At 60.7% G+C, this 12,932-nt stretch carries 13 protein-coding genes; all 13 read left to right on the forward strand.

What is annotated here, in order from left to right:
* The first annotated feature begins 336 nt into the window (after nucleotides 1-336).
* The 13 genes from B8783_RS17195 to B8783_RS17255 all read left to right on the forward strand — a co-directional run bounded on the left by B8783_RS17195 (nucleotide 337) and on the right by B8783_RS17255 (nucleotide 12,931).
* Complete coding sequence (locus B8783_RS17195) at nucleotides 337-1,128, forward strand: fumarylacetoacetate hydrolase family protein (protein ID WP_233355885.1); 792 nt, start codon at nucleotides 337-339, stop codon at nucleotides 1,126-1,128.
* Nucleotides 1,128-2,066, forward strand: coding sequence for an acetaldehyde dehydrogenase (acetylating) (locus B8783_RS17200; RefSeq protein ID WP_084421487.1), 939 nt, complete (start codon nucleotides 1,128-1,130; stop codon nucleotides 2,064-2,066). The genes B8783_RS17195 and B8783_RS17200 overlap by 1 nt, the downstream gene beginning before the upstream one ends.
* Nucleotides 2,063-3,121 (forward strand): 4-hydroxy-2-oxovalerate aldolase, encoded by a 1,059-nt coding sequence (gene dmpG, locus B8783_RS17205; protein WP_233355850.1) that lies wholly within the window; start codon nucleotides 2,063-2,065, stop codon nucleotides 3,119-3,121. Before B8783_RS17200 ends, dmpG begins: the two co-directional genes overlap by 4 nt.
* 34 nt (nucleotides 3,122-3,155) lie before the next feature.
* On the forward strand, nucleotides 3,156-4,052 hold the full coding sequence (locus tag B8783_RS17210; protein ID WP_084421489.1) for a VOC family protein: 897 nt from the start codon (nucleotides 3,156-3,158) through the stop codon (nucleotides 4,050-4,052).
* Entirely contained in the window at nucleotides 4,052-4,936 is an 885-nt protein-coding gene (locus B8783_RS17215) for a CoA transferase subunit A (RefSeq protein WP_084421492.1), read from the forward strand. Before B8783_RS17210 ends, B8783_RS17215 begins: the two co-directional genes overlap by 1 nt.
* A gap of 12 nt (nucleotides 4,937-4,948) precedes the next feature.
* On the forward strand, nucleotides 4,949-5,743 hold the full coding sequence (locus B8783_RS17220) for a CoA-transferase subunit beta (RefSeq protein ID WP_199288166.1): 795 nt from the start codon (nucleotides 4,949-4,951) through the stop codon (nucleotides 5,741-5,743).
* A gap of 12 nt (nucleotides 5,744-5,755) precedes the next feature.
* Nucleotides 5,756-6,670, forward strand: coding sequence for an enoyl-CoA hydratase (locus B8783_RS17225; RefSeq protein ID WP_084421497.1), 915 nt, complete (start codon nucleotides 5,756-5,758; stop codon nucleotides 6,668-6,670).
* 3 nt (nucleotides 6,671-6,673) lie between these two features.
* Nucleotides 6,674-7,753, forward strand: a complete 1,080-nt coding sequence (locus B8783_RS17230; RefSeq protein WP_084421499.1) for an NAD(P)H-dependent flavin oxidoreductase — start codon at nucleotides 6,674-6,676, stop codon at nucleotides 7,751-7,753.
* Nucleotides 7,754-7,768: 15 nt separating this feature from the next.
* Nucleotides 7,769-8,530 (forward strand): enoyl-CoA hydratase family protein, encoded by a 762-nt coding sequence (locus tag B8783_RS17235; protein ID WP_084421501.1) that lies wholly within the window; start codon nucleotides 7,769-7,771, stop codon nucleotides 8,528-8,530.
* An 89-nt stretch (nucleotides 8,531-8,619) separates the two neighbouring features.
* On the forward strand, nucleotides 8,620-9,774 hold the full coding sequence (locus tag B8783_RS17240) for an acetyl-CoA C-acetyltransferase (protein WP_084421503.1): 1,155 nt from the start codon (nucleotides 8,620-8,622) through the stop codon (nucleotides 9,772-9,774).
* An 11-nt stretch (nucleotides 9,775-9,785) separates the two neighbouring features.
* Nucleotides 9,786-10,664 (forward strand): SDR family oxidoreductase, encoded by an 879-nt coding sequence (locus tag B8783_RS17245; protein WP_084421505.1) that lies wholly within the window; start codon nucleotides 9,786-9,788, stop codon nucleotides 10,662-10,664.
* A gap of 12 nt (nucleotides 10,665-10,676) precedes the next feature.
* Nucleotides 10,677-11,744: an acyl-CoA dehydrogenase family protein gene (locus B8783_RS17250; protein ID WP_084421507.1), complete on the forward strand. Its 1,068-nt coding sequence runs from the start codon at nucleotides 10,677-10,679 to the stop codon at nucleotides 11,742-11,744.
* Nucleotides 11,741-12,931, forward strand: coding sequence for an acyl-CoA dehydrogenase family protein (locus B8783_RS17255; RefSeq protein WP_084421509.1), 1,191 nt, complete (start codon nucleotides 11,741-11,743; stop codon nucleotides 12,929-12,931). Before B8783_RS17250 ends, B8783_RS17255 begins: the two co-directional genes overlap by 4 nt.
* Nucleotide 12,932 lies beyond the last annotated feature (1 nt).

Here is a 12,932-nt window from a genome sequence, read left to right on the forward strand (position 1 = left end):
GACCAGGATGGGGCAGCTAAGGCGGCCTAGCGACGCCGCGCAAACGAAGTTCGTCAGACAAGCCTGAAATTTTCTGACCTTTTTACATTGTGGGCACACGGAAAATTCTATTTGCGTATAAAAAGCACAAAAAAACTACGAAAATAATTTACATGACGCTCCCGTTAGGCTTACATTCGTTGTGAAAGTGCCGCGGGAGGGTGTTTGTGGAAAAATCGCAAAGACGAAAAGCTGAATGGCGTGGGAGTTGCGATTCTGGCTGTCTCCGCGACCAGCGGCCAGAATACGCTCTTGCCGCCGGATGGCGCGGGCATTGCGACGACAAGGTTTGTTGTCGTGGCTGATCCGCATCCTGATTTTGATCCCGCCAAGGCGGGTGAACGCCTATGGGCGGCGCTCAAGTCACGTGTGCCCGTCGCTCCCCTGATCGATACATGGCCGGGCATGACGATCGACGAGGCGTATGCGGTGTCTCTAGCCATGCTGGAGGCACGCAAGGCTGAGGGCGAATGCGTGGTCGGCAAGAAGATTGGCGTAACATCGAAGCCCGTGCAGGACATGCTGAGCGTCCATCAGCCAGATTTTGGTTTCCTTACCGATGCGATGCATGTGCAGGGCGGGCGTGTCGACTGTTCGAAATTGATCGCGCCGCGGGCGGAGGCGGAGATTGCCTTCAGGCTGAAGTCCGACCTGCAGGGTCCCGGTGTCACCGCGCAGGATGTGCTCGATGCGACGGAGAGCGTGATGGCGTGCTTCGAGATTGTCGACAGCCGCATCAGGGATTGGAAAATCGCGATTCAGGACACGGTTGCCGACAATGCCTCGTGTGGTGTCTTCGTGCTCGGTGATGTCGAGGCCGACCCGTCGGGGCTCGATCTCGCGGGCCTCAAAGCTGTCGTGACGAAGAACGGTCAACCGCTGTCGGAAGGCTATGGGTCGGCCGTTCAGGGCGCGCCGGAGAATGCCGTGGCCTGGCTGGCCAACACGTTGGGGGCTTACGGCATCCCGTTCCTTGCCGGCGAAATCATCCTTTCCGGATCTGTTGTGCCGCTCGAGCCTGTCGGGCCGGGCGATGTCATGGATGTCAGCATCGATGGTCTCGGAACCTGCCATGTGGAGTTTGTGTGATGGGTAAAATCAAGGCGACACTGATCGGGTCCGGCAATATCGGAACCGATCTGATGATCAAGCTGGCGGAAACGTCCGACCTGATCGAGCCGGCACTGGTCGTGGGGATTGATCCGGATTCGGAAGGGCTTGCCATGGCGCGCGCTCGAGGAATTGCGACGTGTCACACGGGCGCGGACGGCGCCGTGGCAATGCCGGAATGGGCCGCTTCCGATGTCGTGTTTGATGCGACCTCGGCCTATGTCCATGGCAAACATGATGCGCTGACGCGGGCGCAGGGCAAGGTCATGATCGACCTGACACCTGCGGCGATCGGGCCATATTGTGTGCCCGTCGTGAACATCGACGAACACCTCGATGAGCCGAATGTGAACATGGTCACCTGCGGCGGTCAGGCTACAATCCCGATGGTCTATGCCGTCACACGGGCGAGCCAGTCGGTGCCCTACGCCGAGATTGTTGCATCGGTCTCTTCCCGGTCTGCAGGGCCTGGAACGCGCGCGAATATCGATGAGTTCACGCAGACGACCGCGCGCGGCATCGAAAAGGTCGGTGGGGCAGGCTTTGGCAAGGCGATCATTATCCTGAACCCGGCCGAACCGCCGATGCTGATGCGCGATACCATCTACGCGCTTTCTGTCGGCGGCGACGAGAAAGAGATCGAGGCCTCCGTTGAGGCGATGGTGGAGGATGTCCGCTCCTATGTGCCCGGCTATCGTCTGAAGCAAAAGGTCCAGTTCGAACGCTTCGGTGCGAACAATCCGGTTCGAATTCCGGGACTCGGTGAATTCGAAGGCGTGAAGACCACCATCTTCCTCGAGGTCGAAGGGGCCGGCCACTACCTGCCAAAATATGCCGGAAATCTCGACATCATGACGTCGGCGGCAATGGGCACGGCCGAGCGCGTCGCCGTGCGGAAATTCGGAGCCACAAAATGACTTCCCTCAGCAAGGGCCGGATGAATGATCCGGTCAACGAGAAGATTTTCATCCAGGACGTAACGCTGCGCGATGGCATGCATGCGATCCGCCACCAGTACGGTATCGAACAAGTGCGCGCGATTGCGAAGGCGCTCGATGAGGCGGGTGTCGATGCCATCGAGATTGCGCATGGTGACGGCCTCAATGGCGGGGCGTTCAATTACGGCTTTGGTGCACATACCGACTGGGAGTGGATCGAAGCGGTTGCGGATGTCGTCAAGAAGGCGACGATCACGACACTGATCCTGCCGGGTATCGCGACGGTCGAGGAGCTGAAGCAGGCCTACCGGCTCGGCGTGCGCTCGGTACGGGTTGCGACCCACTGCACCGAGGCAGACGTCTCAAAGCAGCATATCACCATCGCCCGCGAGCTAGGCATGGACACGATCGGCTTCTTGATGATGAGCCACATGTCCGAACCGGAGAAACTGGCCGAACAAGCTGCGCTCATGGAAAGCTATGGCGCAACCACGGTTTACGTGACGGACTCAGGCGGCGCGCTCGATATGGATGGCTATGCCGCACGTCTTCAGGCCTATGACCGTGTGCTGAAGCCGGAAACGGACCGCGGCGTGCACGCCCACCACAATCTGTCGCTTGGCGTCGCGAACTCTATCGTGGCGGTCCAGAATGGCGCGCGACGGGTCGATGCGAGTCTTGCGGCCATGGGCGCGGGGGCTGGCAATGCGCCTCTGGAAGTCTTCGTCGCCGCTATCGACCGTAAGGGCTGGAAACACGGCTGCGATGTTTTCAAGCTGATGGATGCGGCAGAGGAGCTCGTGCGCCCGCTGCAGGACCGCCCGGTCCAGGTCGACCGCGAGACGCTCTCGCTTGGCTATGCCGGTGTTTACTCCTCATTCCTGCGGCATGCCGAAAAAGCGTCCAATGATTATGGCGTCGATGTCAGGGAAATTCTCGTTGAACTGGGGAGCCGCCGGATGGTGGGCGGCCAGGAAGACATGATCGTCGATGTGGCCCTTGATCTTCTGAAGCAGAAGGAGGCCGCCGAATGACGGACAGCCAGAAAACAATGATGGGGAGAAGGATATGAGCGGAGCCCAACTCGGTTATGTGCGATTTGGCGCACAGGATCCCGAACAATGGAAAACGCTTTTGTGCGACATGCTCGGCATGCAGCTCCTTGAGGGCTCAGCGGACGAGATGATCCGCATGAAGATGGACGACCACCCTTTCCGTTATCTGATTGAGCCACACGAAGAGGACAAGCTCCTTGGAATGGGCTGGGAGCTCTCCAGCCAGGCAGAATGGGACGCGCTTCTTGATCGCCTGTCGGGTGCGGGTGTCGAGGTGCAAGACGGAACGACCGACGGAGCTGAACTTCGCTGCGTGACGGCCTATGCGACGGCATCAGACCCGGACGGCAATCCGCTTGAGTTCTATTATGGCCGTACGGGGATGGGAAAACCCTATGAGCCGCAGCTCGACATCAAGGGCTTCATGACACGCCACATGGGCCTCGGTCATATCGTCATTCCGGCGCCGCAGCAGGATACAACACACGCCTTCTATCGCGACCTGATGGGCTTCGGGCTGAGCGATATCCTGACGCTGCCGCCGATGTTCGAAGAGGGGCCAGAGCAGCGCATCGTGTTCATGCATGGCCAGAACCCGCGCCATCACTCGCTCGCCCTCTACAATTTTCCGATCCCATCCGGCTGCGTGCACATCATGGCCGAGGTCGGATCGCTCGATGAAGTCGGCCAGGCCCTAGACAGGGTGAAGAAGGCTGGCTTGCCGCTGCTCGCGTCGCTCGGCCGGCACGAGAATGACGAGATGGTGAGTTTCTATGTGTTCGGTCCGGGCGGGATCGCCGTGGAGTTCGGCTATGACGGGAAGACCATCGATCCGAAGACTTACAAGGCCACAAGTTCCACGCTCGGTGACATCTGGGGCCACGACTACCAACTCTTTGGAGGGCAGTGATGAGCACGCTCGACAAGACCGCAAGCCTTGCGGAGCTAGCTGGTGAGGTCCGAAATGGCATGACCCTTGGCATTGCCGGATGGGGTGCCCGCCGCAAGCCGATGGCGTTCATCCGGGAGCTTCTGAAGACCGATGTGAAAGACCTGACGGTTGTTTCCTATGGTGGGGCCGATGTCGGGATGCTGGCGTCGGCCGGCAAGATCCGCAAGCTGATCTTTGCCTTTGTGTCGCTGGATGCAATCCCGCTGGAGGCCCATTTTCGCAGGGCCCGGCAGGCCGGTGAATTCGAGGTGATGGAGCTGGATGAGGGCATGTTCCAGGACGGCCTCAAGGCCGCGGCGAAACGCTTGCCTTTCATGCCAACACGCGCCGGGATCGGGACAGATATCGTTCGTCTCAGCCCGCAGCTAAAATACATTCAATCGCCCTATGAGGATGGCGAGACTCTCATCGCCATGCCGGCTCTCAATCTCGATCTTGCCGTTGCCCACGTGAACGAAGCCGATCGCCAGGGCAATTCCTGGATTGCGGGGCCTGATCCGTTCTTTGATGAGTGGTTCTGCCGAGCAGCTGAGCGCTCATTCCTCACCGCTGAGCGAATTGTTGAGACCAGTGCTTTCGACGATCCAGCAAAGACCGTCCGCATGCCGATCGAGCGGTCCCTGGTTGAGCGGGTCGCCGAGGCACGCTTTGGGGCGCATCCAAGTTCCTGCAGCCCCGACTATGGCTTCGATCTGGCGCACCTCAAGGCCTATTCCGACGCGACGGGGGAGGCGTGGGCCGGCTATCGCGGCGAATTCGTCGATGGGGTGGATCTCGACAGCTACGTCGAGAAGGTCGGCGGGCCTGACGCGATTTCGTGTCTTCCAATGCCGGTATTTTAAGGAGCGCATGTGATGAGCGATACCGATTATTCTCTTGCCGAACTTTGCATCGCTGCCGGCGCTGAGTGCTTCCGTGATGAGGGCGAAGTGATGATCACGGTGATCGGCCTCGTGCCGCGCATTGCCGGATCGATCGCCAAGGCGAGCTTCAATCCCGGCCTGATGATGACCGACGGTGAGTACTTCCTCGTCTCCGAGCCAGTGCCTGTCGGGCCGCGCGACGGCTATGAGCCGAAAAAAGAAGGCATCATGAATTATGAGCGCGTGTTCGATATTGTCTCTCGGGGGCAGCGCCACTGCTTTGTCGGCCCCGTCCAGATCGACCGCTTCGGGCAAATGAACATCTCAGTCATTGGCGACTATGCCGCGCCAAAGGCGAGCCTGCTTGGCGCGCGGGGATATCCCGGCAACTCAATCAACAACCGCAATTCGATGTTCGTGCCCTCGCATACGACGCGTGCCTTCGTCGAGGGCGAGGTCGATATGGTCTGTTCGGCCGGATACAATCCAGAGCGCTATCCGGACGGCAAGGTCGGTAAATATGTCGACCTGCGCCGGATCGTGACCAATCTCTGCGTCATGGACTTCGGCGGCAAGGATAACGCGATCCGCGTGATCTCTCTGCATCCGGGTGTGAGCTTCGAGGAAGTCCAGGACAATACGGGCTTTGAGCTGGAGCGCATCGACGGGCTCGCAGAGACGACGGCCCCAACAGCCGAGCAACTTGCCCTGATCGCCAAATTTGATCCGCACAACCAGCGGGCAACCGTGTTCCGGGGCAATCCGCCCGGACGGCGGGCGAGCTGAGGAGGACGTCCCATGTCGGATGACAAGAAGCCAATGGATCTGGAGATCGTAGATGCGGTCAAGAAGGATGTCGTCTACGAGGAAGCCGAACCGGTTCTTTATGAAACCCGGAATCATGTCGCGTACCTCACGCTGAACCGGCCGACGCTGTACAATGCGCAGAACAGCCAGATGCTTTATGCGCTGGATGATGCCTTCTACCGCGCGGTTGCTGATGACAGCGTAAAGGTCATCGTCCTGAAGGCGGCAGGAAAGCACTTTTCTCAGGGCCACGACATCGGCACGCCGGGCCGCGATTTTGACCTTAGCTTTGAGCGCCGCGAGCTTTACTACGACCATTCTAACAAGCCGGCAGCCGAGAAGGCCTTTGCCCGTGAACAGGAGGTTTATCTCGGCCTCTGCAAGCGCTGGCGGGATCTGCCGAAGCCCACGATTGCGCAAGTCCACAAGGGCTGTATCGCTGGCGGGCTTATGCTCGCTTGGGTGTGCGATATGATCATCGCCTCCGACGATGCCTTCTTCCAGGACCCTGTCCTGACCATGGGCTTTCCAGGCGTTGAATACTTTGCGCATTGCCATGAGCTCAACGTCCGCCAGGCCAAGGAATTTCTGTTCCTAGGCGAGCGGATGAGTGCGCAGCGGGCCTATGATATCGGTATGATCAACCGCGTCGTTCCGCGCGACGACCTCGATAGCGAAGTGACGGCGATCGCTGAAAAGATGTCGCGCCAGCCACGCCTTGCGCTCGCGCTGGCCAAGCAGGCCTGCAATCACATCGAACAGCTGCAAGGCAAGAATACCGGCATCGACGCGGCGTTTGGCTACCACCATTTTGCCCATGCCCAGAACTCGCTGGCCAAGGGTGACTATATCGCCGGGCACAATCTCGAGAGCATGGCGAAGTCCAACAGGGCGAAGCAGGGCTAGCAGATGGCGCTTCACTTCTCCACACCGCTGACGGAACGCCTTGGATGCCGACTGCCTGTCATTCAGACAGCCATGGGTTGGGTCGCGACGTCCAAGCTGGTGAAAGCTTCGACGGCGGCAGGGGCGTTCGGCTTCCTTGCGGCGGCCGTGATGTCGCCGGAAGAATGCGAAGCGGAGATCGAGGCGATCAAGTCGGTTGGCAGCGCGCCATTCGGGGTCAATGTCCACTCTTTCCAGACCGGCGTCGATCGCATCATCGACATGTGCATTGATCACGAAGTCGGTGCGATATCCTATGGCCGGGCGCCATCCTCGAAAATGATCGAGAAGGTGAAGGCCAAGGGCATCGCCTGCGTTCCGACGATCGGTGCGGCAAAACACGCGAAAAAAGCAGTTGAACTCGGCGCCGATATCCTGGTTTGCCAGGGTGCGGAGGGCGGGGGCCATACCGGCGCGACGCCGACCTGGCTGCTGCTGGCCCAAGTGCTGGAGATGGATCTTGGCGTGCCAGTTGTGGCCTGCGGCGGCTTCAAGGATGGACGCGGACTGGCGGCGGCACTGGCTTACGGCGCAGACGGGACCGCGATGGGGACGCGTTTCATGATGACGTCGGACAGTCCGACCCCGGAGGAAACCAAGACGGCCTACCTGGCGGCGGACGTGACGCGCATCCCGGTCTCAGTGAAGCTCGATGGCCTGCCCCAGCGCATGGTGCTGAACAGCAAGCTGGAATCGCTCGAGAAAGCGTCCGGCCCGGGGCTACTGGTGCGCGGGCTCATCAACGGCATGCGGTTTCGCAAGGAGATGGGCGTCACCCTGCCGGACATGCTGAAATCGGCTTGGACAATGGCCCGCAAGAGCGACCTGACCCTGGGCCAGACGCTCATGGCGGCCAATGCGCCGATGATCATCCAGAACGCCATGGTCAAGGGCCACCCCGATGACGGAGTCCTGCCGAGTGGTCAGGTCGCGGGCCTGATCAATGACCTGCCAAGTTGCGCAGACCTGCTTGCCTCCATCGAGGTGGAAGCGAGCGAGCGGCTCAATGCCATGCAGGCGAAATTCCCGACCGCGGCTGAATGAAGAAGGACGACAAGGATGCCTTTCAAGACAAGTGTTTCTGACCGTATTGCGGAGATTGTTTTCGACCACCCGCCGGTGAATGCCTTTACCGGGGCCATGTGGATGGAACTGCCGGAGATCGTTACCGAACTCGGCAAGCGGCCGGATGTGCGATGCCTCCTGATCCGGGCCGAAGGGCGGGGGTTCTGTGCCGGCGTTGATATCAAGGAACTGCAGCAGAATTCGAATGCCATCGTGGAAGTGAACAAGGGCAACTTCCTCACCTTCAAGGCTATCCATGAGTGCGAAGTGCCAGTGGTCGTCGCGCCGCATGGCTTCGTGATCGGCGGCGGCATTGGCATCTGCGGCGCGGCCGATGTGATCATCGCCGCCGAAGACTGTTTCTTCTCGCTGCCTGAAATCGATCGGGGGGCGATGGGAGGAGCGAGCCACATGCAGCGTATTCTCCCGCTGCCGAAAGTTCGCGCGGCCTTTTTTACGGGCGGAAAAATACCGGCCGCCGAAGCCTATCGGCTTGGCGGGATCGAGAAACTTGTTCCGCCGAAGGAGCTTGTCGCTGAAGCGCATGCCTATGCTGGGGTCATCGCGTCGAAGTCGCGTGATGCTCTGCGCATTGCCAAGCAGGCTCTCAACGGCATCGAGCCGTTTGATGTCGATCGTAATTATCGCTGGGAGCAGGGCTTCACGTTCGAAATGTATATGCACGAGGACAGTCAGGCGGCGCGAGACGCCTTCGTCGAGACTGGCAAGGCAGCTGACTTCAAGGACAAGAGCTGATGCCAGCGGTCCCGCTGCCTACGGAGCGGTGCGCGTTCGTCCGGCACGCCCGATCCAAGATTTAGAGTTTCACAGTTCAGGAGGGCCGGATGGCCGAAGCCTATATCATCGATGCACTGAGAACCCCGACCGGGCGCCGCAAAGGGTCGCTTGCACATGTCCATGGAGCAGATCTTGGCGGCTTCGTGCTGAAGACCCTTGTCGAGCGCAACGACGTACCTGCCGAAGCCTATGAAGACGTCGTGTTTGGGTGCGTTGACACGATCGGACCTCTGGCGGGCGACATTGCCAGGACGTGCTGGCTGACGGCAGGTCTGCCGCTGCATGTGCCGGGAACGACGATCGACCGGCAATGCGGCAGCTCCCAGCAGGCGGTCCATTTCGCGGCTCAGGCCGTGATGAGTGGGACGCAGGATGTGGTTGTCGCTGGCGGCGTTCAGACGATGACCCAGATCCCGATCTCGTCGGCCATGCTGGCGGGACAGGCGCTTGGCTTCGGGGACCCGTTCACCGGCTCTAAAGGATGGGTAGAGCGGTTCGGCGATGGACTTGTGACGCAGTTCAACTCTGCCGAAATGATTGCCGAGAAATGGGGCTGCTCTCGCGAGGACATGGAAGCCTTTGCGTTGGAAAGCCACACGCGGGCCGCCCGAGCTATTGATGAAGGTCGGTTTCAGCGGGAGATCGTGCCTTTGGAAGGCCTTGAGACGGATGAAACCGTGCGGCGTGAAACGACGCTGGAGCGGATGGCAACGCTCGAACCACTTCAGGAAGGTGGGCGGATTACGGCGGCTGTGTCGAGTCAGACCTGTGACGCAGCGGCCGCGCTGCTTATCTGCTCGAAGGAAGCCGTGGAGCGCTATGGCCTAAAGCCGCGCGCCCGAATCCACCATATGAGTGTGCTTGCCGACGATCCGATCTGGATGCTGACGGCGCCGATCCCGGCGACCAAACGGGCGCTGGAGAAGGCGGGAATGACGCTTGACGAGATTGATCTCGTCGAGATCAACGAAGCCTTCGCATCTGTCGCCATGGCTTGGCTGAAAGAGACCGGCTACCCGCACGAAAAAACCAATGTGAATGGCGGGGCTATTGCGCTCGGTCACCCGCTAGGCGCGACCGGCGCGAAGCTTATGACGACGCTTCTGCACGAGTTGGAGCGCACGGGCGGTCGCTATGGCCTGCAGACCATGTGCGAGGGCGGCGGCCAGGCGAACGTGACCATCATTGAGCGAATGAACTGAGGAGGATGTCCATGGGCATTTGTGAAGGACGCGTTGCCATCGTTACCGGCGCCGGAGGCGGACTCGGGCGGGCTTATGCAAAGCGGCTGGCCGCAGAGGGCGCGAGCGTTGTGGTCAATGACATCAATGCTGAGACAGCCGCGACCTGCGTTGCGGAGATTGAGGCGGACGGCGGCAAGGCCATCGTCAATACAGACAACATTACGGACTATGAGGCGGCCGGGAATATCGTGAAGGCGGCGCTCGCCGAATTTGGTGACCTGCATGCCGTCGTAAACAATGCGGGCAACAATCGCGACCGCATGTTCACCAGCCTGACGCCAGACGACTGGGACGCGGTGATGGCCGTCCATCTGAAGGGTCATTTCTGCATTTCATCCCATGCGGCGAAACGCTGGCGGGTCATGTCGAAGGAAGGCAAGCCTGTTAGTGGGCGGATTATCAACACTTCCTCCGGCGCGGGTCTTCAGGGCTCTGTAGCTCAGTCCAACTATGCGGCCGCAAAGGGGGGAATTCTGTCTCTGACGCTGGTGCAGTCAGCTGAGCTTGCCCGCTACGGTGTCACGGCCAATGCGGTTGCTCCACAGGGACGCACGGGCATGACGGCCGGAGTCTTTGACGAGATGATGAAGCCGCCGGAGGATGGCGGGTTCGACGTGTTCGACCCGGCCAATGTTGCCCCGCTGGTCGCCTGGCTCGTGTCAGAGCAATCCGACGGTGTCACGGGCAAATGTTTCGAGATGTATGGCGGGAAGATTTCCGTGGCCGATGGGTGGCGCACGGGCGAGGTCGTCGATAAGGGCGCGCGCTGGGAACCTGCAGAACTGGGCGAGACGATCAGTGAGCTGATCGAGAAGGCACCCCCGCCGCAGCCGGTGTACGGAAGTTAGGGGCGGTCGATCATGGACGCGAGCTTCACCGAAGACCAGGAAATGATCCGCGAGGCGGCGGCGACCTATCTGCGTGACTGGTCCGACCGTGGAGGTTTCCGCAAGCAGGTCGATGCCAGCGCACTAGATTATGGATCGGTCTGGCAAGAATTTGGCATCGAGCTCGGCTTTGCGGGATTGACGATACCTGAAGTCCAAGGTGGCTCGGGGCTTGGTGATCTGGCACGCGCCCTTGTGATGGAAGAGATGGGCCGCGTCCTTTTCACTTCTCCTTATTTTGCTTCTTGTGTTCTGGCGGGCGATGTCCTGGCGGCCGTCGGGGGCAGCGATGCTGAGGGGCTGCTGGCAAAGATAGCATCCGGCGAGCGCACGGCGACGGTCTGTTCGCTGACTTCAGGATCTGTGCGCTCAGGAGAAATAACTGGCGTGGCCAGGAATGTTGTCGACGGCGGAACGGCAGACCTGATCCTCGTCATTGGTGGCGATAGCCTGCACATGGTTGACGCGAGCAAAGCCGGTGTCATCCGTAGTGTGTTCAGGACGATGGACCTGACGCGTCCGCAGGCTGATATCAAGTTCGCCGCGGCGCCAGCTGAACTCGTTGCGTCGGGCGCTGGGCTTTCGGAGGTCTACGCCCTGTCTGAGGCCCGCTCTGCGATAGCGCTGGCGGCCGAGCAAGCTGGCGGCGCTGGCGCCATGCTGGACGCGACCGTTGCTTATGCGCTCGAGCGCAAGCAATTCGGTCGGCTTATCGGGTCCTTCCAGGCGGTGAAGCACCGTTCCGCCGACATGATGGTACTGGTCGAGGCCGCGCGGTCGGCCGCTTACCAGGCCGCAGCGCTGGCTCATGGGCCTGAACTTTTCGCTCAGGCAGCGATTGCAAAGTCAGAGTGTTCAGACGCTTATTTCGCGGTGGCGGGGCATGCGATCCAGATGCATGGCGGCGTCGGTGTGACCTGGGAATACGACATGCATTTCCACTTCAAGCGGGCCCGCGCCGGCATGGGGCTGCTCGGATCTCCGGAAGTCTGGCGCGAACGGCTTGCGGGCTGCATCGGCCTTGAGGGGACGGCGGCATGAATCTCGATTTTACACCCGAGGATGAAGCCTTCCGTGCGGAGGTCGCAGGCTGGCTCGCGGCGAACCTTGTGGGTGAGTTCGAACAGCTGAAGTTTCGCGGCGGCCCTGGCGACGAGGACGCCTTTCCCGAAGAGCGAAAGGCATGGGAACGACGGTTGGGCGAAGCTGGCTGGATCGGCCTCGGTTGGCCGGAGGCGCATGGCGGGCGTAACCTGCCACTCGTCCGGCAGATGATCTTCAATGAGGAATATGCTCGCGCTGGTGGGCCGGGCAGGGCGGGGCACATTGGCGAGACGTTGGTCGCGCCAACCCTTATTGCGCTTGGCACTGACGCGCAGAAGACGCGCTTCTTGCCGGATATCCGCTCAGGCACGGAATACTGGTGCCAGGGCTATTCGGAGCCGAATGCAGGGTCAGACCTCGCCAATGTCGCGACCAAGGCGCGTCTGGAAGGCGGCAAATGGGTCCTGAATGGGCAGAAGGTGTGGACGTCGCTCGCCCATGAGGCGGACTGGGCCTTCGTAATTGCGCGCAGCGAACCAGGGTCGGTGGGACGTGAGGGGCTCGTCTATCTTCTGGTTCCGATGGACCAACCCGGCGTCACCGTCCGTCCCATCGTGCAGATGACGGGCTCCAGCGAGTTCAACGAAGTCTATTTCGACGAGGCCGTGACCGATGCCGAGAACATTGTCGGCGCGCCGGGCGACGGCTGGAAGGTCGCCATGGCGACACTGTCCTTTGAGCGCGGCGCGTCCACGCTGGGACAGCAGATGCAGTTTCGCAACGAGCTTGCGATGATCATCGATGTCGCCAACCGGAATGGTGCGGGCCGGAATCCGGCGATCCGCCAGCGCATCGCGAAAGCGTGGGCGCAACTTGCGATCATGCGGATGAATGCGTTGCGTACCCTGGGCGACAGCACCGCCACGACGCTCGGCCGGGAGGGCTACATTTCCAAGATTTACTGGGCGACGTGGCACCGTAATCTGGGCGAGCTTGCCATGGATGTGCTGGGAGAGGATGCCGAGCGCTGGGAAGCCGATCCTGTGACCAGCCGTCTTCAGAAACTGTTCCTGTTCTCCCGCGCAGACACAATCTACGCGGGCACCAACCAGATCCAGAGAAACATTATTGCCGAGCGCGCGCTGGGAATGCCGCGCGAGGCCAGGGAGAAAACCAGTGGCTAAC

The sequence above is a fragment of the Henriciella litoralis genome (assembly GCF_002088935.1).
GTDB lineage: Bacteria > Pseudomonadota > Alphaproteobacteria > Caulobacterales > Hyphomonadaceae > Henriciella > Henriciella litoralis.

Bases quoted from the DNA above. Each gene is read 5' to 3' on its own strand.
- B8783_RS17200 (WP_084421487.1), top strand. From the start codon at position 1,128: ATGGGTAAAATCAAGGCGACACTGATCGGGTCCGGCAATATCGGAACC.
- dmpG (WP_233355850.1), top strand. From the start codon at position 2,063: ATGACTTCCCTCAGCAAGGGCCGGATGAATGATCCGGTCAACGAGAAG.
- B8783_RS17210 (WP_084421489.1), top strand. From the start codon at position 3,156: ATGAGCGGAGCCCAACTCGGTTATGTGCGATTTGGCGCACAGGATCCC.
- B8783_RS17215 (WP_084421492.1), top strand. From the start codon at position 4,052: ATGAGCACGCTCGACAAGACCGCAAGCCTTGCGGAGCTAGCTGGTGAG.
- B8783_RS17220 (WP_199288166.1), top strand. From the start codon at position 4,949: ATGAGCGATACCGATTATTCTCTTGCCGAACTTTGCATCGCTGCCGGC.
- B8783_RS17225 (WP_084421497.1), top strand. From the start codon at position 5,756: ATGTCGGATGACAAGAAGCCAATGGATCTGGAGATCGTAGATGCGGTC.
- B8783_RS17230 (WP_084421499.1), top strand. From the start codon at position 6,674: ATGGCGCTTCACTTCTCCACACCGCTGACGGAACGCCTTGGATGCCGA.
- B8783_RS17235 (WP_084421501.1), top strand. From the start codon at position 7,769: ATGCCTTTCAAGACAAGTGTTTCTGACCGTATTGCGGAGATTGTTTTC.
- B8783_RS17240 (WP_084421503.1), top strand. From the start codon at position 8,620: ATGGCCGAAGCCTATATCATCGATGCACTGAGAACCCCGACCGGGCGC.
- B8783_RS17245 (WP_084421505.1), top strand. From the start codon at position 9,786: ATGGGCATTTGTGAAGGACGCGTTGCCATCGTTACCGGCGCCGGAGGC.
- B8783_RS17250 (WP_084421507.1), top strand. From the start codon at position 10,677: ATGGACGCGAGCTTCACCGAAGACCAGGAAATGATCCGCGAGGCGGCG.
- B8783_RS17255 (WP_084421509.1), top strand. From the start codon at position 11,741: ATGAATCTCGATTTTACACCCGAGGATGAAGCCTTCCGTGCGGAGGTC.